Origin of the sequence: Plesiocystis pacifica SIR-1, assembly GCF_000170895.1 — a bacterium.
GTDB lineage: Bacteria > Myxococcota_A > Polyangia > Nannocystales > Nannocystaceae > Plesiocystis > Plesiocystis pacifica.
In genome coordinates, this window is record NZ_ABCS01000009.1 from 39,309 (window position 1) to 60,646 (window position 21,338).

A 21,338-nucleotide genomic window follows, 5' to 3' on the forward strand; every position below is an offset into this window, starting at 1 on the left:
GACAATCCCGGCCTACCGAGAGAGGCGCTCTCGTGGATCATGGGTCCCGGCGCGGCCGGGGTGGGCGACTGCTAGCAACGGTCTGGGGGCGTCCCCAGCCCGCGGCGGTGAGCGAGACCACGAAGGCTCTGCGCGGGTGCTCGCGGGGCCTTGGCACGGCCTCGCAGCTTCGCGGTGGTTCATCGCGGTCCGACTGTGGCAGCGTTGCGCCATGCTCCGCGGGCTCATCGGCGTGGTTCACCTGCTCCCCTTGCCGGGCGACCCGGGCTGCGCGACGCCTGACTTTGCTCCGGCCTACGCCCGGGCGAAGGCCGACGCCGAGGCCCTCGTCGCCGGCGGCGTGGACGGGCTGATCGTCGAGAACTTTGGCTCCGCGCCCTTCGCCAAGGGCTGCGAGGGGGACCGGGTCCCCGCGCACCAGGCCGCCGCGCTCACGCGGGTGTGCCTGATGTGCAAGGGCCTCGACGTGCCCGTGGGCGTCAACTGCCTGCGCAACGACGCGATCACGGCCCTGGGCATCGCGGCCGCCTGCGGCCTCGACTTCGTCCGCGTCAACGTCCACTGCGGGGCCTACGTGACCGACCAGGGGCTGATCGAGGGGGAGGCCGCCGCGAGCCTGCGCTACCGCCAGGCCCTCGGCGTCGCCGACTCGGTCGCGATCGCGGCCGACGTCCTCGTCAAGCACGCCGCCCCCCTCGCGCCCCTCGAGCCCGAGGTCGCGACCCGCGACTGCGTGCTCCGGGGCATGGCCGACGCGGTCATCGTCACGGGCACGGGCACCGGTCAGCCCGTCGATCCGGAGCTGCTCGAGCGGGTCCGGGGCGCGGCCGAGGGGCGGCCGGTGTTGATCGGCTCGGGCCTGAACCCCGACAGCGCCGACGCCCTCATGTCCCTGGCCGACGGGGCCATCGTGGGCAGCTGGCTCAAGGTCGACGGCCGCGTGCACAACCCGGTCGATCGCGCCCGGGTGTCGGCCATGGTCGAGGCTTGCAAGCACGCGGGGTGAGCGGAGCTGCGCTCGACCAGCGTGTTTGCTGCAGCGCTCGAGCGCGGGCCTGATCGCCTCTGGCGGCGTCGACTTCTTCCTCGCTGGCTCCCAGCGCGTCGCTCCCGAGGGCGCCATGTTGGGCGTGCACTCGTCGAGCTGCCCATGGACCACCCGGACCACAGCCTCTACCTCGACTACTACGCCGACATCGGCGTCGACGGGGCCGTTCACTGGTTCACCCTCGAGGCCGCGCCCTCCGACGGCGTCCACTGGATGACGCCGGGGGAGATGGCGACTCACGGAGGGCTGAGAGCCTCGGGGGCGGGGGGAACCAACGGTGTCAGGCTTCCCCCCGCTGCTCCCGCCGCAGGCGCAGCGCGTGGGCGAGGCTGGGCACGTCGTGGGTCCACTCCGGGAGGATCGCGCTCATCGTGATCTCCTCGAGGTTGCGGAGCACGCCCAGGCCCGCCGCGACCCCGATCGCCAGGGCGATCGCAAAGCTCGAGCCGCCCAGGAAGATGATGAGCGTGGCCACGCACAAGCTCACGTTCCAGGTCTTGGCCAGGTAGGTGTGGTAGCTCGACGGCTTGCCGTAGCGCAGCAAGTTGACGACCCACCACAGGGCGTAGCTCAGGAAGAACCCGGCGATGGGCAGGGCGCAGGCCTCGACCAGGCCGGGGTGGATCCAGGCCACGCACGCGCAGATGGTGCCGTAGAGGCTGATGTCGGCGATGGAGTCGGCCATGCGCAGCTCGGCCGTGCTCACGCCGATGCGCCGGGCGACGATACCGTCGAGCACGTCGGACGCGAACGCGGCGAAGAACAGGGGCACGAACAGGGTCGAGGCGGCGCCGTCCCAGGCGTCCCAGGCGAGCATGGGCGCGGCGGCGAGGCGGAAGGCGACGAGGGCCGTGGGGATCTGCGCTGCGAGGACCCCAGGACCCCTGTCGTCGCCCGCGCCGCTGCGGGTCCGGGCGGGGGCGAGGGGGCTCGAGGCGGACAGCGCGGGGCTCGGCTCGGTCATGCCCCAGTAGAGTCGGGGGCCGCCGTCGAGATCACCCAAACGTGGGCCTGAACCTGCGCAAAGCGCTGCGCAGGGCTATTTGCAGCTCTCGTCCGCGTCCACGCAGCGAAACCGGACGTGGAGGTGGTCGTCGTGCTTGGGCTCGTGGCGGATCATGCCGTGCTTGGCGTAGCGCCCGTCGGGGTACTGAAAGACCTCGCGGAGCCGCTTCTTCGACCACCCGTCCTTGCGGGCGGCGGCGTAGAGCCAGCCCTGGACCTCGTAGTCGAGGAAGATCTTCTCGACCCCGCCGTCCTTGCCGGAGGTGCGCACGAGGGCCTCGACCAGGGCCCAGGTCGCGTCGGCGTCGAGGTTGTCCTTGGTCGCGCGCGCGAACTCCTTGGGGTAGTTGGCCGGGCGCTGGCGGTAGTAAAAGCCGATGTCGATGTCCCGCCCGGACTGGTGCGAGTGGTGGCCGGACAGGGGCCCGCCGTCCTCGTCGGACAGGTCGCCGATCGCCAGGCGGTGCAGGCCCGGGTGCTGGTCGCGGGCCCGGTCGATGGCGTTGAGGGTGTGGTCGACGAGGTGGGCGCTCGCGTAGGTCCGCTCGGGTCGGCGGCGCAGGTAGTGGCTCGAGTGGGGCAGGCGGCTCGGGTCGTGGAGCCAGCCGTGGGTCGGGCGCCCGCGGCTCTGGCCCGTGAGCAGGCGGATGGTCCGGGGCTCGCGGCCGGGGACCACCAGCACCTGGCCCACGCGGATCAAGCTGCCCTCGAGGTCGTTGAGGGCGCGCAGCTCCTCGACGCTGGTGTGGTGCTTGCGGGCGATGCGGCTGAGGGTGTCGCCGCTCGCGACTTTGTAGCGGCGCTGGTCGCCGCCCGAGCCGACCGCAGCACCCAGCTTGGCGCGGGCGGCCTTGCCCTTGGCGATGCACGCCCCCACGTCGATGTCGCGCCCGATGACCAGCGCGTCTTCGGGCGTCATCCCGTTGGCCTCGCGCAGATCGGCCACGGTGCAGCCGTGCTCGCGGGCGAGCTTCCACAGGTTGTCGCCGGGCTGGACCTCGTGGGTCTTGGCCGGGGCCTTCGTCTTGGCCTTGGTGTCCTTGGCGGCGTGCACGGCCGGCGCCGCGCTCAGGGTCGTGCCCAGAGCGAGACCAGCCAGCGTGAGCGCCGCAAACAGGCGCCGTCGAGACCCGCGCATGCTCGGACCCTCCGCCAGGTCGGTCCAGGGACCAAATTTTTTACGAGGCTGGCGGGGGGGGTGGTGGTGATGGGGCGCAGGGCCGAGTAGGCTCCGCCGCTCCATGATCTTTCTGGACGTCGACGAGGTCCTCGCCAACTGGACCGGCGCCGTGCTCACGCGGCTGGGCCTCGAGCCCGAGGCCATCTACGCACGCTGGGCCGTCGAGGCTCCGGAGGTCTGGAACCTGTTTGAGATCCCCAACTTCCCCGTGAGCGCGGCCGAGGCCTGGGGGATGATCAACGACGCTGGCGCGGAGTTTTGGTCGAGCCTCGAGCCCTACCCCTGGGCCTTCGAGCTGTTCGACGCGTGCCAGGCCGTCGGGCCGACGGTGCTGCTGACCAAGCCCAGCCGCCACCCGACGAGCGCCATGGGCAAGCTGCAGTGGATGCAGCGCCACTTCGGTCGCTACCTCGGCCGCGGCGCGCGGGGGGAGGGCTTCGAGGACTACCTCATCGGCCCGCCCAAGCACGCCGTCGCGCGACCCGGCGCCGTGCTCATCGACGACAGCCCGCGCAACTGTGCGGCCTTCGAGGCCCATGGCGGCAAGGCGATCTTGTTCCCCAGTGTCGGGAACCGCCGTCGGGCCCATCGAACCGACCCGTTGGCCGTCGTCGTGCCCGAGCTCCAGTCCGCCATGTCCGTCGCGGGCTGATCCTTCCCGAGAAACTTTAAACGCCGCGCTGGCCCCGAAAGCCTTGGAGTTGGGAGCGGGGCCTGCTAACTCCAATTCATGCACTTGGACTGGCGGAGAGGGAGCGTGGTGGTCTTGGCCCTGCTGGGGACGGCGTGTGGCCGGTCCCTGATCGACCCGGGGGAGGGAGCCGGGGACGAGGTCGCGGGCACGGAGGAGTCGACGGACACGGACACGGAGGAGTCGACGGACACGGACACGGAGGAGTCGACGGAGTCGGAGTCGACGGAGTCGGAGTCGACGGAGTCGGAGTCGACGGACACGGAGTCGACGGACACGGAGGAGTCGACGGACACGGAGTCGGAGTCGACGGACACGGAGTCGGAATCGGAGTCGGAGTCGGAGTCGACGGAGTCAGAGTCGGAGTCGACAGAGTCCGAGACCGGCGACCCGCTCCCGGGGCCGGCAGACCCAAAAGTGTGTGAGCCCTGCGCCGACCCCTGGACCCTCGACGGCGACCTGATCCTCGAAGACGCCGAGCCCGTCGACCTGCCCGCCTGCCTCACCCACATCACCGGGGAGCTGCGCATCCGCTCGATCGATGACGGGTCGATCCTGAGCGTGCTCGAGCACCTCCAGACCGTCGACGGCGACGTGCTCATCTACCACAACGCCGACGCCGAGGCGCTCCCCAACCTCAGCGCCATCGGCTGCCTCGAGCACATCGGCGGCCTGTTCTTCCTCCGCTACAACGCCTTCGAGACCGTCGACGGCCTCGAGCACCTCCACACCGTCGGCTCGACCCTCGAGCTGAGCTACCACGACAACCTGGTCTCGCTGTGGGGCCTCAGCGCCCTCGAGAGCACGGGCCACAACTTCCACCTCCAGGGCAACCCCGCGCTCGCCTCCTTGCAGGGCTTGAACGCCCTCGTCGAGGTCGGCGGGAAGATGACCATCGGCGGCTGCCAGTGGTCCGAGTACGACGCGGTGCCCGTGGGCCTGGACAGCCTCAGCGATCTCAGCGGCCTCGACTCGCTGACGGCGGCGAGCTCTCTGGAGATCTCGGCCAACCCCACGCTCGTCAGCCTCGACGGGGCGCCGAGCTTGACCACCGTGTCCAACGACCTCGAGCTCCACGACAACGAGCAGCTCGACCCCGCGCTCATCGACGCCTTCGTCGAGGGCCTCGACGTGGGCGATGAGGTCAACACCTGCAACTCCTGGGAGCAGCTGGGCTGCGGGTGGTGCAGCTGGGGCTTCCCGCCGCAGTGAATTCTCCTTTGCCCCCACAGCCGTTTGGGACCGGGGGCGCTTCGTCGCTGTCCGCTCCTCCGCTTTGGCTTGGTGGGCAATGGAGCTCGTGCCATTGAGAGGGCATGTGGTCGCCCCCGCGAGCGGGGGCGTGGATTGTCGTTGACAGTCTCTGGTACGAAACTGACCGCTCGGTAGCGCGAGGCGGCCGCCGGGGCCTACGCCTATTGCGCGCAGCAGGCCGACTCGGCGATGGCGACGCGCTGCGCCCAGCAGGTCAGCGCGCTGCCCAGCGAAGAGTGAGTCGAGGACGTGGGGCAGGGAGGGCGTGGCGTCGTCCACGACGGCTAAAGCAGACAGAGGGTTGGCCAAACTCGTTTTGGCCGACCCTCTGAGTCGAGGATGTGGGGCAGGGAGGGCGTGGCGTCGTCCACGAAGGCCAAAACAGACAGAGCCTGTGGATTCATTCACAGGCTCTGACGAGGTCGTTCAGGCGCCGAGTCAGTGCGGCCGCGTCCTCGCGCCGAGGCCTCGGCTGGGGCGGGAAGGGGGACGCCCCGCCGAGGATCTGGGCGCACCAATAGGTGGTCCGCGACTCGAGGGCTTCGAGCCAGCCAGCCGTGCCGGCGCCGCTATCCTGGAGATCGCGGTAGGTGGCGAGGGCTTCGCCGAGCTCGGCGGCCCAGGGGTGGCCTCCGGGCCCAAAGACCTCCGCTTCGTCGGCCCGCGCGGCAGCCTTGGCCTGAAGCTGGGCGGCCTCGGTGATCCATCGCGCGCCCTCGGGGGCTCCGAGCCGCGCTCCGTGTACGAGCCGCGCGGCCGCCTCGCTGAGCCAGATGTCGCCAAAGTTCACCGCCCAGCCCCACCCGTCGACCTTGGCGGCGGCGAGGCTCAGCCGCCGCGCAGCCGCGGCCCACTCGCCCCGGAGCATCTGCTCGACCCCGTCCATCCACACAAAACGCGCCGCCTCGAGCAGGCGCTTTTGGTAGCAGCCCGCGAGGTTCGCCTCGGCGAGGGCCCGGACCTCGGGGTCCCCAAAGGTGAGCGCGTGGCCGAGGTAGAGCTCGCACTCGAACAGGGTGTTCTCGAGGAGCTTGTGCACGTTCATGTGAAAGCCGCCGAGCAGGCCCCACCACCGGCCGCCGTCGAGGCGAGGGTGTCGCTCGAGCAGCGCCCGCAGCTGGCCGAGCTCGGCGCACATCTGCTCGCAGGTGTCGCGGTTGCCCAGGGCTCCCCGCTCCCACCGCTCCCAGGTGTCGCTGAGCGCATCGAGGCTGCGATCGGCCGCGGCGCGGGCTCGCTGCTGCGCCTGCGCGAAGGCGTCGACGTCGAAGGTGTCGGGGGCCTCGTTGCCCTCGACGGCGAGGCGAAGCTCCAGGCGCACGAGGCCGACCTCGGGGTCGTCCCAGGCGGCCGTGCTGACCGCGACGAACTCGACCCCGTAGGTCGGCCCTCGGTGGGGGTCGAAGCGCACCGCGCCAACGAGGGAGCCGTCGTCGGTAAAGCGCAGGCCCGGGGGGAGGCGGACCAGCGTGGGGCACTGCATGAAGCCCTCGTTGGGGGCGTCCTCGCCGGCGCGGTGGTGGACCGAGCCCCCGACGCGGACCGTGCCGAGGTCGACCGCGCGCCGCGTGACCCGGAGTCCATTGCGGGCCGCGCAGCGGTAGTGCTCGCTGTAGAGCTCGACGCTGGACCAGCTCGGGGGGCAGCAGTGGCAGCCGTGGCAGCGCCCGTCGCGGTAGCCCGGGCTGCCAGCGTGGGTCGGGACGCCCGCGCAGCCGAGCGACGCGGGGGCTGCATGGGCGCTCGACTCGAGCTCCGTTCCCGCTGGGCCCGGCAGCGCCGCGAGGGCGTCCAGGCGGCGGGCGATCCTCAGCTCCTCGGGGCTGGCCTCGCGGCAGTAGCGGGCGTCGTCCTCCGGGACGTAGATGAGGGCGTGGTCGGCCTCGAGCGCGACTTGGTAGGGCGCGTCCATCTCGGCTGGCCAGCCCCGTTCGCGGTAGCGCAGCGCGATGACCCGCCCGAGCTTCCAGCCGCTCGGCCCAAAGTTGCACATGACGAGGGCGCCGACCTCGAAGCGTAGATCGGCCATCAGGCCGCTCCTTTGTGGGCCGTGCCGCGGACGAGCTCGCGGAGCAGGGGCGGCATCCTCGGCTCGCTCAGGCGCTCGAGCGCGAGCGAACCGAAGCCGGCCGCCTCGAGGAGCGGCTCGACCTCGCGGTTGAGGTTGCAGCCGCAGGCGACGAGCTTTTGCACGGGGTTGAGGCGGTCTTGCCAGCGGCGCAGCCTCGGGCTCGAGGAGCCGACGTGCTCGACGAGGTGGAGGCTGCCCGAGGGCACGAGCACGCGGTGGAGCTCGCGGGCGACGGCGCTCGGATCGGCCACGGTGCACAGCGTGAAGGTGCAGACCACGGCGTCGAAGCGCGCGTCGGGGAAGGGCAGGGACTCGGCGCCGAGGCGGTGGGCCTCGATGGCGAGGGGGCTGGCGGCGATGCGCTCGCGGGCGAGGCGGTGCATGCCTTCGCCGGGGTCGAGGATGGCCAGCTCGGTGACCGCGTCGGTGTAGTGCTGGAGGTTGAGCCCGGTCCCGAAGCCGATCTCGAGCACGCGGCCGGCGACGGGGGCGAGCAGCTGGCGGCGCAATTTGTGGGCCCAGCCGCCGCGCAGGGCGAGCTCGGTCACGTGGGGGCAGATGCGGCGTTCGTACAGGCCCATGGCTGGCGTTGCCTCGGGCTCCCGCCAAACCGGCGGGCGGCCATGGCGGGGAGTGTACTTGGACTTGGGCCCGGGGCGCGCCGGCTCCCGCGAGCCCCCAGGATGGGGGAGGGTCGGCTGGCGAGGGGCACGGCCGTGGAACCTCGCCTCTAGCGAACACGCCGCAAGTCGCCGAGCATGCGCGCTGTCTGCCAAAATCAGCGAGTTGACGAGCTCGGCCGTCGGGTCCTGCTAGGCTCGCCTTCGTGCTCGCGCTGCCCGAGTGGTTCCACGAATTCGCGACCGCGCTGACCCTCGCGGGCGCGGCGGCCTGGCTGGTGTTCGGCTGGCTGCGGATCGGGAAGCAGCGGGAGGTCTCGGGCTGCTCGAGCTGCGAGCAGGCGCCGGCGCTGGTCCGCAGCGCGCCCCAGGGGCCGACCCGAGGCGTGCGCTCGGCGAAGCTGAAGATCCTCCAGCGCTGACGGGCTCGACTGGTTGGACATGGCGCGGTCGAAGGCGAAGGCAGGCACGAATCCCCCGCGCTCGAGCCTCCGCGTCGAGCTCATCGCCGTGCTCGCGATCATCCTGGTCATGGCCGCGGTCTCGCTGTCCTTCGCGGCGGAGCTCCTCGGCGGCCGCCGCCACGACCAGCAGGAGGTCGAGCGCCTCCAGAGCCACGCCCGCCAGCTCGCCGTGCTCACCGGTCGCAACTTCCGGGGCGGGGACTTCGAGCGCGGCGAGGTCGAGGAGCTGCTGGGCAACTCGGCCGGGCTGCTCGGGGTCAGCTACGTGCTCCACCGCGAGCGCGGCGACGGGGAGTTCGAGCGCATCGTCGGCGTGGGCGTGCACACCGACTTCGACGCGCTGCCGCCCCTCGACCCGAGCTTGTCGGCGCCGCAGGTCGACGACAGCCTGCTGGGCAAGTGGAACCTGCTGGTCCTCGACGAGCCCGTGCCGACCCTCGGCGGCGAGCGGGTGGTGCTGCGCATGGTCGCCGAGCACTCCCCGTGGACGCGGACCCTGGACTGGCGCAACACCCTGATCGTCGCGGGCGGGGTCGGCTGCCTGCTGCTGGTCCTCGGCGGGCTGCTGCTCGAGGTCCAGGTGCTCCGGCCGATGCGCAGCCTGGAGCGGGCGGTGGCCGAGGTCGCGGGCGGCTCCCTCGAGGTCGAGGCCCCGACCGACGGCCCCGCCGAGCTGCGCGAGCTGGCCGAGCGCTTCAACGTCATGACCGCCTCGCTGCGCACCAAGGAGCGGGCGCTGGCCGAGCAGAGCCGCGAGCTCCAGCGCTCCGAGCGGATGGCCGCGGTCGGGCGCCTGGCCGCGGGCGTGGCCCACGAGGTCGGCAACCCGCTGGCGGCGGTGGTCGGCTACACCGAGCTGCTGCTCGGCGAGCCCGAGCTGTCCGAGGAGGCCCGCGACCTGCTCACGCGCGTCGGCGCCCAGACCCAGCGCATCCAGGGCATCGTCGCCCAGCTCCTCGACTACTCGAAGCCCGCGGCGGTCGAGTCCCAGCGCTTCTCGCCGTGGACCCAGGCCCGCGAGGTGTTCGCCCTGCTGCGCGCCGACCCGCGCTGCGCCGGGGTCCGCCTCGCGCTCGACGAGGGCGACGCGGAGCTGGCGGTGTTCGCCGATCCGAGCCTCGTCGAGCAGATCTTGATCAACCTCGTGCTCAACGGCGCCCACGCGGTGCGCGAGCACGCCGACGCCCCCGAGGTGCGCATCGAGGTCCGGAAGGCCGAGACCGAGCATGACGGCGAGGCGCGGCGCTGGGTCGACATCGAGGTCGTCGACAACGGCCCCGGCGTCCCCCCCGAGGTCGTCGAGCGCCTGTTCGAGCCCTTCTTCACCACCCGCAGCGCCGGGCAGGGCACGGGCCTGGGTCTGGCGATCTCCCAGGGCCTCGCCGAGCGCATGGGCGGGAGCCTGAGTCATGTCGAGGGGGCCCCCCGCCCCGCCTCTCTGCCCGGGGCCCGCTTTCGCCTGCGCCTGCCCGCCGAAGCTGCTACATGAGCTCCATGCCGCGACCCCGACTCTCTCTGGCGGCCCTGGCGGTCGCTTCGCTGTCACTCGGCGGTTGTTGGACCCAGCAAGCGCGCTGGCAGGCCGACGAGGTCCAGCGCGCCTCCGTGGTCCGGCCGGGGGAGAGCGAGGCCGAGCGCCTCTATCGCCACGGGCGCGACTGCATGGACGTGGTCGAGCGGGACGAGTGCGCCATCGACTACTTCGAGCAGCTCGTCGAGCTGAGCACCAAGAGCGCCATGGCCGAGCCGCGCCGCGACCTGGTCGGCGACGCCATCTTCCGCCTCGTCGAGCTCTACCGCCGCGACGACCAGCAAGAGCGCGCGACCTTGCTGCTGCGCGAGTTTTGGGACGTGGGCATGGACTTCGGCAGCGCGGGGGTCGTGCCCTACGGCAGCCGCTTCGTGCCCGAGTCGGTGACCTCGATGTTCATGGTCGACGTCACCCGCCTCGAGGCCAGCCGCCTGCACGCGGACCTGCCCGCGGACGCCAAGGACATGATGTTCACCTGCGACGAGGCCCGGCGCGAGCAGCTCTCGGAGGCGGCCAAGGCCCGCCGGGAGGAGCGGCGCGCGGCCAAGCTCGCGGCGATGAGCGAGGAGGAGCGCGAGGCCTACGAGAAGGCCAAGGCCCGCCGGGAGCAGCGCTTTTCTCGGGGCAACGACGAGGACGGCGACGAGGACGAGGCGCCCTCGATCTACGACGCGGGCTTTTGCCAGCTCGCCGCGGCCCTCGACGTCACCGACCTGCGCGGCTTCTCGGCCTTCCTCGGCGCGCGTCACCACGAGGACGCGACCCAGTCCGTCGCCGTGCTCCGCGTCGACGAGCTCGAGGCCAAGCTCGCCGCGTCCACCGAGGCCGGCCGGCTGATCCTCGAGCCGACCCCCGAGATCCCCGGCCGGGATCCGGCGGCGATGACCTCGATCATGCGCGACAAGCTGCGCCTGTGGACCCTCGCGGGCGCCGAGTACGAGGGCGCCAAGGTCCAGATCGTCAGCTTCGATCGCAACGAGCTCATCCTCGCCCCCGAGGCCCTCGTCCCCGGCCTGCTCCACGCCCGCGCCCACGGCCAGGACCGGGTCAGCGAGGCGATGCGCGCGCTGCTGATGCAGGTCCCCGCCGACGTCGCGTTCATGACCGTGGTCGCGCCCTCGGCGATGGAGGACATGATGGGCAGCCTGGGCGCCATGGCCAAGCTGCTGCCCGACCCCGAGGGCATGATGATGGCCGCGGTGGTCTACGACTACGCGGGCTTTTTCATCCGCGTGCCCACGGACGACTCGGTCAAGGGCTGGCTGGTCCTGAGCCTGGCCCGGCGCATGCTCGACGGCGGCATGGTCGACGAGGACGACCCGTTCACGAGCAACCTCGACATGTTCCAGGCGCCGGACGGCAAGGCGCTGCTGATGTCGAACATCCTGACCCGCGGCGCGGTGCTGCGGATGTTCCTGGGCTGAGTTCTACTTTGCCCCCACGGGCATCTGAGGACCGGGGGCGCTTCGTCGCTGTCCGCTCCTCCGCTTTGGCTTGGTGGGCAATGGAGTTCGTGCCATTGAGAGGGCATGTGGTCGCCCCCGCGAGGGGGGGCGTGGATTCCTTGACAGCCCCTGAGTTCTACTTTGCCCCCACGGGCATCTGAGGACCGGGGGCGCTTCGTCGCTGTCCGCTCCTCCGCTTTGGCTTGGTGGGCAATGGAGTTCGTGCCATTGAGAGGGCATGTGGTCGCCCCCGCGAGCGGGGGCGTGGGTTCGTTGACAGCCCCTGAGTCGAGGACGTGGGGCAGGGAGGGCGTGGCGTCGTCCACGACGGCTAAAATAGTCAGGGGCCGTGGGTTCGTTGACAGCCCCTGAGTCGAGGACGTGGGGCAGGGAGGGCGTGGCGTCGTCCACGACGGCTAGAATAGTCAGGGGCTGTGGATTCATGCACAGGCGCTGATCTGATCTGAGGGCGGGCGGCGCCTCGCTCGGGGGCAAGGCGTCGAGGCCACGCACGCGCTGCTCGACCGCCGAGCCCCGTGGTGTCACTCGTCGAGGCTGCGAGGCTCGGAGCGGCGCGGCGGCTGCATCGTGGTGAACTCGCGGGTGACGTGCACGCGGTACCAGTGCGTGAAGTAGCACGTCCACGGGAGGGGTCGGTCGGTCTTGAACTCGAGCGCGTACCAGGGGCGGCCGGGCTCGAGGTGGTGGTGGACGTGCCGGTTGAGGTTGAGCAGCGAGATCAGCACCTCGTACTCGTTGGCGAAGGCGGGGCTGGTGGGCTCCGCGTTGTGCTCGATCGCCGCGCGCAAGCTCGAGGGCACGGCGGCCGTGACGACCACGATGAGCGCGTTGTGCAGCGGGACGTCGAGGCGGCCGAGGTAGGCCCACGCGCCGATCCAGGCCAGCGAGGCCAGCGCGCCAAAGACAATTCGGCGCGCGCGGGCGTGCGAGTGCTGACCACGCAACGCCAGCGAGAGCTGGCCGAGGGTCTTGCCGACCTCGCCCGCGCCGAGCAAGGCCCGGAGGCCGCGGGCGCGCTCGCGCTCGGTGTGCTCCATGGCCGGGTCGCCCGCTTGGTTGAGCCAGCGGTGGTGGGCCAGGTGCATGCCGCGGTAGAGCTCGTAGACGCCGAACAGCGTCATCACGCCGTCGAGCGCCGTCACCACGGCGAGACAGTGGCGGGTCTGCTTCAGGGGGATCCCGTGGATGTACTCGTGGCCGAGGATGCCGACGCGGTGGACGAGCAAGACCCCGGGCACAAAGGCGAGCCAAAGCGGCGCGTAGACGAGCAGCGCGAAGTGGGCGGCGAGCATGCCGAGCAGCAGGCCGTGGGTCAGGGCCGGCGAGCCATGGCGGCGCAAGAGCGCGTCGATCGATGGGCGCAGACGCATCGGACCACGGAGAGTAGCAAGGGGGCTGCGCGCGCTTTTTCACGGGGTTTGGACACCCGGGGCGGCCCCGAGACCAGGTGAGCAGCCGGGTTTTATTTTGGTAGCGTCTCGCCAATGTCGACCGACGCGCGCCCGAACATTCGTGCCCCCCGCGGCACCGAGATCTCGTGCAAGGGCTGGGTCCAGGAGGCCGCCCTGCGCATGCTGATGAACAACCTCGACAACGAGGTGGCCGAAGCCCCGGAGAAGCTGGTGGTCTACGGCGGCACGGGCAAGGCCGCGCGCTCGTGGCCCGACTACCACCGCATCGTCGCCTCGCTCCGCGATCTGGGCGACGACGAGACCCTGCTGGTCCAGTCCGGTCGCCCCGTGGGCATCTTCCGCAGCCACGCCGACGCCCCCCGGGTGCTGCTGGCGAACTCGCTGCTGGTCCCCAAGTGGGCGACCTGGGAGGAGCACCACCGCCTCGAGGCCATGGGCCTGACCATGTTCGGGCAGATGACCGCGGGCAGCTGGATCTACATCGGCACCCAGGGGATCTTGCAGGGCACCTACGAGACCTTCGCGGCCTGCGGGCGCACCCACTTCGGCGGCGACCTGTCGGGCAAGTTCGTGCTCACCGGCGGCCTCGGGGGCATGGGCGGCGCCCAGCCCCTGGCCGCGACCATGGCCGGCGGCGCGATCTTGTGCGTCGAGGTCGACCCGGACCGCATCCAGCGGCGCCTCGACCACCGCTACCTGATGAAGGCGACCAGGGACCTCGACGAGGCCCTCGCGTGGATCGAGGCGGCCACGGCCAAGGGCGAGGCGCTCAGCGTCGGGCTCGAGGGCAACTGCGCCGAGGTCCTGCCCGAGCTCGTGCGTCGCGGTGTCACCCCCGACGTGGTCACGGATCAGACCAGCGCCCACGACCCCCTGGTCGGCTACGTGCCCGACGGGCTCGACCTCGCCGAGGCCGCGGCCCTGCGCGAGTCCGACCCCGAGGGCTACATCCAGCGGTCCAAGGCCGCCATGGCCAAGCACGTCGCGGCCATGCGCGCGATGCAAAAAGCGGGCGCCGTCGCCTTCGACTACGGCAACAACATCCGGGCCTTCGCCGTCGAGGCCGGGGTCGAGGACGCCTTCGAGATCAAGGGCTTCATCCCCGAGTACATCCGCCCGCTGTTTTGCGAGGGCAAGGGCCCGTTCCGCTGGGCGGCGCTGTCCGGCGACCCCGAGGACATCTACGCCACGGACAGGGCGATCCTCGAGCTCTTCCCCGACAACGAGCACCTGCGCAAGTGGATCACCATGGCCGGGGAGCAGGTCGCGTGGCAGGGCCTGCCCGCGCGGATCTGCTGGCTCGGCTACGGCGAGCGGGTCAAGGCCGGGCTGCGCTTCAACGAGATGGTCAAGAGCGGCGAGCTCAAAGCCCCGGTGGTCATCGGCCGCGATCACCTCGACTGCGGCTCCGTGGCCTCGCCCAACCGCGAGACCGAGGCCATGAAGGACGGCTCCGACGCCATCGCCGACTGGCCGATCCTCAACGCGATGATCAACACCGCGTGCGGGGCCAGCTGGGTCTCGGTCCACCACGGCGGCGGCGTGGGCATGGGCTACAGCATCCACGCCGGCATGGTCGTGGTCGCCGACGGCAGCGAGGCCGCCCAGCGCCGGCTCGAGCGGGTGCTGACCTCGGACCCGGGCATGGGCGTGGTCCGCCACGTCGACGCGGGCTACGAGGAGGCGAACCGCTTCGTCCAGGGCACGGACGTGAAGATCCCCGGGGTCACCGTGCACACCGCGGCCGTGCCCGACGGGCCGCCCGCGCCGTCCGGAGACGCGGGTTGACCATGGCCGTCGCGCTGACCAAGGCCGCGCAGGTGCTGACCCTCGCCGGCGACCAGGCCCCGCGGGCCGGGGCCGCCATGGCCGAGCTGGCCATGCTCGAGCACGCCACCGTGGTCGTCGAGGGCGAGCGCATCGCCTGGGTCGGCCCCCACGCCGAGTTCGACGCCGCGCGCTTTCCCGGCGTCGAGACCCTCGACTGCGCCGGCAAGGTGTTGATGCCGGCCCTCGTCGACCCGCACACCCACCTGGTGTGGGCCGGGCACCGCCGCGACGAGCTCGAGCTGCGCCTGGGCGGGGCCGACTACGAGGCCATCTTCGCCGCCGGCGGGGGCATCCTGTCGAGCGTCCGCCAGACCCGGGCGACCAGCGAGGACGAGCTCTACGCCCAGAGCCTGCGCCGGATCACCCGGATGCGCGCGTGCGGGGCCACGACCTTCGAGATCAAGAGCGGCTACGGCCTGGACCTCGAGTCCGAGCTGCGCCAGCTGCGGGTCGCCCGGCGCCTGCGCGACGAGGCCGGCTTTCGCGTCAAGGCGACCTGCCTGGCCGCCCACGCCATCCCCCAGGAGGCCCGGGGCTCCCGAGCCGCGCGGGCGAAATTCATCGACGAGGTCTGCACCGTCATCCTCCCCGCCGTGGTCGAGGCCGGCCTGGCCGACTACGCCGACGTGTTTTGCGATCGCGGGGCCTTCACCAAGACCGAGGGGGCCATGGTCCTCGACGCCGCCCACGGCCTGGGCCTGTCGCTGCGCGTGCACGCCAACGAGTTCGGGCACACCGGCGGGGCCGAGCTGGCCGCGGAGTTCGGCGCGGCCTCGGCCGATCACCTGCTCTACCTGAGCGGCGAGGAGCGGGCGATGCTGCGCGAGGCCGGCGTGGTCGCGACCATGCTGCCCGGGACCTCCATGGTCCTGGGCAAGCCCTTCGCCGACGGCCGGGCCCTCGTCGAGGACGGCGTGCCCGTGGCCATCGCGACCGACTGCAACCCGGGCTCGTGCGCCTTCGAGAACCTCTCGATGGTCCTGGCCCTGGCCTGCTACGGCAACAAGCTCGCCCCCGCCGAGGCCGTGGTCGCGGCGACGCACAACGCCGCGGCCTCCCTGGGCCTGGCCGGCGAGGTCGGGCGCCTGGTCGAGGGCATGAGCGCGGACCTGCTCGTGCTCGAGACCGACGACTACCGCGATCTCGTCTACCACGCGGGCTCACCCCTCATCGGGGCGGTCTACTCTCGCGGCGAGCGCGTGGTCGGCTAACGGCTGAGAATAGTCAGCTCTCGTCCATCTGCGCTCGAATCGCCTCGGCGATCACCGTCGAGAGATCCGCGAGGCTGCGCTCGCCGGGCTCGACCCCCACGACCAGCCCGGCGACCGCCGGCTGGTCGGACTCGCCGCTCACGCGCTCGGTGACCATGGCGCGCCCGTCGAGGGTCCCGAGGATCACCGCGAGGCGATCGCTCGCGCCTTCACCCTCGCAAAAGCCCCGCACGCGCCAGGCGACCATCGCCGCCTCCACGGGGTCGGCGCGGAACACCTCGAAGACCGTCCCGCCGTCGAGGCGGATCCGGACGACCGGAAGGGTCGCGCGCTCGGGCGGGATGCCGCGGGCCAGGCCCTCGAGCGCAGGCCACAGCCGGCTGGCGGCGTGTTTTGGATCGCTCACCCCTGCAGCGTGCCTCTCGACCCGGGACCTGTCCATCCTCCGACCTGGAATGAAGCCGAGCTGCCCGAGTTGGCAGGCCCGTGCCCAGCCGCGCCCTCGAACTCGCGCACGACCCGTCCCCCGACGCCGCCGAGGTGGACCATACTGACTCCCCCATGGCCGACGAGCGCCGCTACTCGAGCGAGGAAGTCGCCCTGGTCCTGAGCCGGGTCGCGGAGCTCTCGGTCGCCGAAGGCGACGGGCTGACCCAGGCCGAGCTGAGCCAGGTCGTCCGCGAGGCGGGCCTCGATCCTGCCCTGGTCAGCCGGGCCCTCGTCGACCTCGACGCGAACCGGCGCGCCGAGGCCCGGAGCCTGGGCCTGCGCGTGCTCGCCTTTCGGCGCTGGCGCTTTCGCGGCTTCCTCGACGCAGGCCGCATCGAGCACGCCGCGGTCCTCGTCAACCGCAGCGTGGGCTGCGTCGGAGAGGTCCACGGCGGCGTCGGCCTGAGCTGGTTTGGGCGCCACGTGAGCGTCTCGGTCATGCCGGTGCCGGGGGCGGTGGAAGACGCGGACGGATCCGTCGAGCTCGAGCTGGTGATCCAGGAGAAATTCCGCAACACCGCCAACGGCGTCGTGGGCCTGAGCGCGACCATGTCGATGCCGATGATCATGATGGGCATGTCCCTGGTCTTGGGGGGCGTGCTCCCGGCGGCCTTGCTGCTCGGCGGCCCGCCGCTGGTCTACTGGTGGTTCAGCCGGCGCCACAACAGGCGCGTCGACGAGACCGAGGCCAGCTTCGAGGCCCTCGGGGCGGAGCTTCAGACTTTGTTCGCGGCGCCCAGGTCGGCCAAGGCCCTGGGCGCGGCGGAGGCTTGAGCGACGAGCGCTACGAACCCCCACTCACCCCTACTTTGGCTCAGACTTCCAGCAGCGGCCGGACCTCGCGGGCCCAGGTCTCGAGGTTGTCCGCGGCGTTTGTGACCTCGATACCCAGCTGACGCGCGACCTTGGGCAAGGTCCCCTCGAGGGCCTGACGGGCGGCCCGCAAGCGCGTGCGGATCGTGCCCTCGGGCAGGCCGTAAAAGCGGGCCAGGTCGCCGCCGCGGAGCTCCTCCCAGTAGTAGAGCTCGAGTAAAATTTGTTGCTCGAGGGGCAGGGCGCGCAGGGCCTCCAGCAGCAGCTTGTGCTCGTGGCGGCGGGCCAGGATGGTGCTGCCCCCGGGCGCGAGGTCGGCCACGGCGCTGACCCCAAAGTCGAGCTTGTCGAGCTTGCGCGCCCGGGTCCGGTAGTGGTGCAGGAGCACGTTGCGGGCCACGCCGAGCAAGAAGGCGGCGAAGCGCTGGTCGTCGCGGAGCTGATCGCAGCGCTCGAGGCAGGTCAGCATGGTCTGCTGGGTGAGGTCGTAGTGCTCGTCGCCGACCTTGTTGCGGAAAAAGCGGGCCAGGCGGGTGTAGTGGCGGTCGAACAGGCGCGAGCCGGCCCGGGTGTCGCCGTCGCGCCAGGCGGCGAGGAGGGTCGCGTCGTCGTCGGCCACCGGGCACAGCATAGGACGGTGGCCGCCGCAGGGCCGCTCCCAGATTTTTTCGACTTTCTGCAATTGCGCCGTCGCGGGCCGGGAACCTTGCCAGGGAGGGCGCCGAGGCGCCTGAAGCTCGCCATGAACACCCAGACAGCAGACGGCCCGACGTGGCATCCTTCCCCTCTCTCTCCCTCCCTCCCCGCCGAAGCCTCGATGGACGCCACGGAGCGCGCTGATGGCCAAGAGCCCCCGCCCGGCCCGAGCGGAGCGGAGTCGATCGGGCGCCGGCTGCTGCGTCAGCGCATGTTCCCGGGGCACACGGACCCCATCGCCGTCGAGCGCTACGTGCTCCTGAGCTTCGCGGGCTCCGGGGGCATGGGCGAGGTCTACGCGGCCTACGACCCGGTCCTCGACCGCAAGGTCGCGCTCAAGCTCCTGCCCCACCACGTCGGCGGGGACGCGGAGCGCCGGGCTCGGCTGCTGCGCGAGGCCCAGGCCCTGGCCAAGCTCTCGCACCCCAACGTGGTCCAGGTCTACGGCGCGGGCGAGCACGACGAGCGCGTGTTCATGGCCATGGAGTTCGTCGAGGGCCAGACCCTGTCGGACTACCTGACGAAGGCGCGGCCCAGCGCTCGGGAGGTCCTCCAGCTCTTCGTCGTCGCCGGTCGGGGCCTGGCGGCGGCCCACGCCGCGGGCCTGGTCCACCGCGACTTCAAGCCCAGCAACGTGCGCATCGACGGCGAGGGCGTGCCGCGGGTGCTCGACTTTGGCCTGGTCCAGGGGGAGCCGGGCGAGCCGGAGGGCTCGGCGGCCGCGAGCGCCTCGCTGCCCGAGGCCGTGCGCGCCCTCGACGTGGAGCTGACGGCGACCGGGGCCTTCCTGGGCACGCCGGCCTACATGGCGCCGGAGCAGGTCGCGGGGGATCACGTCGACGCCCGGGCCGACCAGTTTGCTTTTTGCGTGGCCCTGGCCGAGGCGCTGACCGGGGCGCGGCCCTTCGAGGCCCCGAGCCTCGTCGAGCGCTGGGAGCGGATCCAAAACGAGGACACGATCGAGTGGCCGACCAAGCTGGGCGTCCCCCGTCGGGTGCGGCGGGCCATCGAGCGCGGGCTGAGCCGGGACCGGCGCGAGCGGTGGCCGTCCATGGACCTGCTCCTCGACGCCCTCGAGCCCCCGGCGCGCTTGCGCAGCCTGGGCCTGGCGGCGGCCATCGCCGCGCCGCTGGTCGCCGTGGGCGGCTGGGCGATCGTCCAGAGCTACGAGCGCGAGCTCGACAGCAGCGCCGAGCAGCTCGCGGTGGCCCAGGAGCAGACCGAGGCCGAGAGCGCCCGGGCCGAGCGCTCGGACGAGGCCAAGGCCCTGCTCGGGCGGGCGCAGCGGGCCGTGCGGGTCCACGACCTCGCGCGCAGCCCCGGCCGCGAGCTCGAGGCCCTCGCCCTGGGTGTCGAGGTGCTGGGCGAGTACGCCGAGGCCGGGGAGGCCGAAGGCGAGGACTACGAGGCGGCGGTCCACGGGCTGAGCCTGGCCCTCGACGGCATGGTCCCGGTGGCCGAGCTGGACGCGGGCGCGGCCGGGTCGCGGACTCACCGGCTCGTGGCCAAGCTCGCCCTGTCCGCGGACGGCGAGACCCTGGTGACCACGCCGATGCTGCACCGTCGGCGGGCGCGGGGAGGCTCGGGCGAGCTCGAGCGCATCGGCGAGAACACCCTCGAGCTGTGGTCGACCTCGCCGCCCGCCCTCGAGCGCAGCGTTGACCTGGGCCGGCTCGAGCTGGGCGTGCGGGCGCCGGTGCTGAGCGCCGACGGTCGCCGGGTGGCCGTGAGCTCTGGGGATCGCTGCGCGGTCTATGCCGTCGACAGCGGCGAGTCGCTGCAGGAGCTCGAGGGCTGCACCGACCCCCACTTCTCGACGGACGGCGCGACCCTCTTTGGCCAGGTCCCGTGCGCCGATCCGGACCTCGCCGGCGAGCGCGATCCGGCCTGCGCCGTCGCGGCCTGGTCCGTCGACAGCGGCGAGCGTCGCTGGAAGCGGGCCCTCGCGGGCCGCAGCGCGGCGCTCCTGAGCGCGCCGGCGAGCGCTGGCGTCATCGTCCGCGAGGACTTTCGCGGCGGGGAGGCGCTCGCCCTGCGGGCGATCGAAGACGGCGCGACGCGGGTCCGCTTCCAGCGGGAGGGGGCCGGGGCGCCGCCGAGCTCCCGGGCCCACGCGGCCCACCTCGCCCTGTCCGGCGACGGCTCGACCCTCGCGGCCGTCGAGCACGACGCAGACGGCCGCGTGGCGGTCTGGGATCTCACCGAGCTCGGCGACTTGGCTGACCTGAGCGGCTCCGTGACCCTCGAGGGCCGCGTCGTCGAGTCCGTCGCGCCCACGAGCTGGGGCTGGTGGTTCTCCAACCTCGCCCTGTCCCACGACGGCAGCGAGCTGCTCACCCACGGCCGCGGCGCGGGCCTGGGCCTGTTCGACCTCGAGCGCGACCGCGTGCTCCATGCCCAGTCCTGGGGCAGCTCCACGGTCGCCGCGTTGCCCTCGGGCTGGCTGGGGATCAGCGGCAGCGAGTGGCTCGAGCTCCCGCGCCCCGAGTCGCGCCAGCCGGCCACGCCCGCGCGCCAGCTCGTCGCCAGCGCGGACGGGCGCTTCGTCGCCACCGTGTCCGACCTGGGCGCGAGCTTGTGGACGGCCGAGCGAGCCGCCGCGCCCGAGGTCTGGCCCGCGCCCGAGGGCGAGGAGCTGATCGCCTTCGACGGCGAGCGGGCGGTGACCCGCGGGGAGGGGCAGCGCTACCGCGTCTACCCGCGCAGCGGCGAGGGTCCCGTGCGTGAGGACGACAGCCTCGCGGGCATCTACCCCGTGATGCTCGCGGCCGAGCGCGTGGACCGGGCCCTGGTTCAGCTCGACGGCCACGTCGAGGTCCGCGAGCTCGGGGGCTCGACGCTGTGCCGCCTGCCCGGCGACCCCGGCCTGGCCTGGACCATCAGCCGCGACGGTCGCCTCGCGGCCCGGGACAGCGGCGAGCGGGTCGACATCTGGGAGGTCGACAGCTGCCGTGAGCGCGAGCGCGTGGCCTTGCCCTCGGAGATCTACGTGCTCCAGACCGTGACCAACGCGGGCGCGCTGCACCTGCGCACCGGCCACGGCCACAACCTCATCCACCACGCCGACGGCAGCGAGCAGATCATCGACCAGGGCTGCGCCTACGACCAACCCACGGCCTACGCGACCTTGTCTCCCGACGGCGCGCTGCTCGTGGGCAGCTGCGACGCCGAGGCGCCCGAGACCAACCCCGGCCAGCTGTGGTCGACGGACACGGGCGAGCCCCTGGGCACCCTGGATCTGCGCGAGTACAGGGGGGTCCCGCGCTTTAGCGCCGACGGTGGCGCCCTGGTGTTCGGCGTCGACACGCGCCGGGTGGCGATCGTCGACGTGGCCACGGGCCGCGAGCGCTTCCGGGTCCTCGGTCGCCTCGGCCACGGGGGCAAGCCGGAGTGGGTCGGCGACGCGACGCACTTCGAGCTCGCCGTGTTCGACGGGGGCATCGCCCGCATGCCCCTCGAGGTCGAGGGCCTCGTGGACGCGGCGTGCTCCGTGCTCGGGCGCAGCGAGCTCGCCGAGCGGGCCGCGACGCCCTGCGCGGCGGACTGAACTGCGCGCA

Annotated in this window: 17 protein-coding genes; 10 read left to right on the top strand and 7 right to left on the bottom strand. The window is 72.2% G+C overall.

Going from position 1 to position 21,338, the window contains the following annotated elements; genetic code table 11:
* Positions 1–211 precede the first annotated feature (211 nt).
* A complete protein-coding gene (locus tag PPSIR1_RS06455) occupies positions 212–1,006 on the top strand; it encodes a BtpA family protein (protein ID WP_006970197.1) in 795 nt (264 codons plus the stop codon).
* Positions 1,007–1,328: 322 nt separating this feature from the next.
* Here the strand turns inward: PPSIR1_RS06455 and PPSIR1_RS06460 are convergent, their stop codons facing one another.
* Together PPSIR1_RS06460 and PPSIR1_RS06465 are read right to left on the bottom strand one after the other, a co-directional pair.
* The gene (locus PPSIR1_RS06460) at positions 1,329–2,012 is read right to left on the bottom strand and encodes a CDP-alcohol phosphatidyltransferase family protein (RefSeq protein WP_006970198.1); all 684 of its coding nucleotides are present in this window, start codon (positions 2,010–2,012) and stop codon (positions 1,329–1,331) included.
* Positions 2,013–2,087: 75 nt separating this feature from the next.
* Positions 2,088–3,191: a penicillin-insensitive murein endopeptidase gene (locus tag PPSIR1_RS06465; RefSeq protein ID WP_198154472.1), complete on the bottom strand. Its 1,104-nt coding sequence runs from the start codon at positions 3,189–3,191 to the stop codon at positions 2,088–2,090.
* 103 nt (positions 3,192–3,294) lie between these two features.
* On the opposite strand from PPSIR1_RS06465, the gene PPSIR1_RS06470 reads away from it, so the two are divergent.
* Together PPSIR1_RS06470 and PPSIR1_RS49170 are read left to right on the top strand one after the other, a co-directional pair.
* Positions 3,295–3,885, top strand: coding sequence for a 5' nucleotidase, NT5C type (locus PPSIR1_RS06470; RefSeq protein WP_006970200.1), 591 nt, complete (start codon positions 3,295–3,297; stop codon positions 3,883–3,885).
* A 108-nt stretch (positions 3,886–3,993) separates the two neighbouring features.
* Entirely contained in the window at positions 3,994–5,136 is a 1,143-nt protein-coding gene (locus PPSIR1_RS49170; RefSeq protein WP_006970201.1) for a hypothetical protein, read from the top strand.
* Between the two features lie 442 nt (positions 5,137–5,578).
* Here the strand turns inward: PPSIR1_RS49170 and PPSIR1_RS06480 are convergent, their stop codons facing one another.
* Positions 5,579–7,207: a hypothetical protein gene (locus PPSIR1_RS06480; protein WP_006970202.1), complete on the bottom strand. Its 1,629-nt coding sequence runs from the start codon at positions 7,205–7,207 to the stop codon at positions 5,579–5,581.
* The gene (locus PPSIR1_RS06485; RefSeq protein WP_006970203.1) at positions 7,207–7,830 is read right to left on the bottom strand and encodes a class I SAM-dependent methyltransferase; all 624 of its coding nucleotides are present in this window, start codon (positions 7,828–7,830) and stop codon (positions 7,207–7,209) included. The genes PPSIR1_RS06480 and PPSIR1_RS06485 overlap by 1 nt, the downstream gene beginning before the upstream one ends.
* A gap of 245 nt (positions 7,831–8,075) precedes the next feature.
* On the opposite strand from PPSIR1_RS06485, the gene PPSIR1_RS06490 reads away from it, so the two are divergent.
* The 3 genes from PPSIR1_RS06490 to PPSIR1_RS06500 are packed head-to-tail and all read left to right on the top strand — an operon-like array spanning position 8,076 to position 11,288.
* A complete protein-coding gene (locus PPSIR1_RS06490) occupies positions 8,076–8,291 on the top strand; it encodes a hypothetical protein (protein WP_006970204.1) in 216 nt (71 codons plus the stop codon).
* Positions 8,292–8,310: 19 nt separating this feature from the next.
* Positions 8,311–9,822 carry a sensor histidine kinase gene (locus PPSIR1_RS41970; protein ID WP_006970205.1) on the top strand — a complete coding sequence of 504 codons (1,512 nt, stop codon included), beginning with the start codon at positions 8,311–8,313 and terminating at the stop codon, positions 9,820–9,822.
* Between the two features lie 5 nt (positions 9,823–9,827).
* Complete coding sequence (locus tag PPSIR1_RS06500; RefSeq protein ID WP_232296440.1) at positions 9,828–11,288, top strand: hypothetical protein; 1,461 nt, start codon at positions 9,828–9,830, stop codon at positions 11,286–11,288.
* Positions 11,289–11,851: 563 nt separating this feature from the next.
* Here the strand turns inward: PPSIR1_RS06500 and PPSIR1_RS06505 are convergent.
* Positions 11,852–12,700: a fatty acid desaturase gene (locus PPSIR1_RS06505; protein ID WP_006970207.1), complete on the bottom strand. Its 849-nt coding sequence runs from the start codon at positions 12,698–12,700 to the stop codon at positions 11,852–11,854.
* Positions 12,701–12,814: 114 nt separating this feature from the next.
* On the opposite strand from PPSIR1_RS06505, the gene hutU reads away from it, so the two are divergent.
* On the top strand, positions 12,815–14,530 hold the full coding sequence (hutU, locus tag PPSIR1_RS06510) for a urocanate hydratase (protein WP_006970208.1): 1,716 nt from the start codon (positions 12,815–12,817) through the stop codon (positions 14,528–14,530).
* Between the two features lie 2 nt (positions 14,531–14,532).
* Positions 14,533–15,783 (top strand): imidazolonepropionase, encoded by a 1,251-nt coding sequence (gene hutI, locus PPSIR1_RS06515; protein ID WP_006970209.1) that lies wholly within the window; start codon positions 14,533–14,535, stop codon positions 15,781–15,783.
* A 13-nt stretch (positions 15,784–15,796) separates the two neighbouring features.
* Here hutI and PPSIR1_RS06520 read toward each other — a convergent pair whose 3' ends face one another.
* Positions 15,797–16,189, bottom strand: coding sequence for a hypothetical protein (locus PPSIR1_RS06520; RefSeq protein ID WP_006970210.1), 393 nt, complete (start codon positions 16,187–16,189; stop codon positions 15,797–15,799).
* A gap of 155 nt (positions 16,190–16,344) precedes the next feature.
* Between PPSIR1_RS06520 and PPSIR1_RS06525 the strand changes: the two genes are divergently transcribed.
* The gene (locus PPSIR1_RS06525) at positions 16,345–17,046 is read left to right on the top strand and encodes a hypothetical protein (RefSeq protein ID WP_006970211.1); all 702 of its coding nucleotides are present in this window, start codon (positions 16,345–16,347) and stop codon (positions 17,044–17,046) included.
* Between the two features lie 40 nt (positions 17,047–17,086).
* Here PPSIR1_RS06525 and PPSIR1_RS06530 read toward each other — a convergent pair whose 3' ends face one another.
* Positions 17,087–17,704 (bottom strand): RNA polymerase sigma factor, encoded by a 618-nt coding sequence (locus PPSIR1_RS06530; protein WP_157595257.1) that lies wholly within the window; start codon positions 17,702–17,704, stop codon positions 17,087–17,089.
* A 198-nt stretch (positions 17,705–17,902) separates the two neighbouring features.
* Here PPSIR1_RS06530 and PPSIR1_RS41975 point away from each other — a divergent pair, with 198 nt between their 5' ends.
* A complete protein-coding gene (locus PPSIR1_RS41975) occupies positions 17,903–21,328 on the top strand; it encodes a serine/threonine-protein kinase (RefSeq protein ID WP_006970213.1) in 3,426 nt (1,141 codons plus the stop codon).
* The last annotated feature ends 10 nt before the right edge of the window (positions 21,329–21,338 follow it).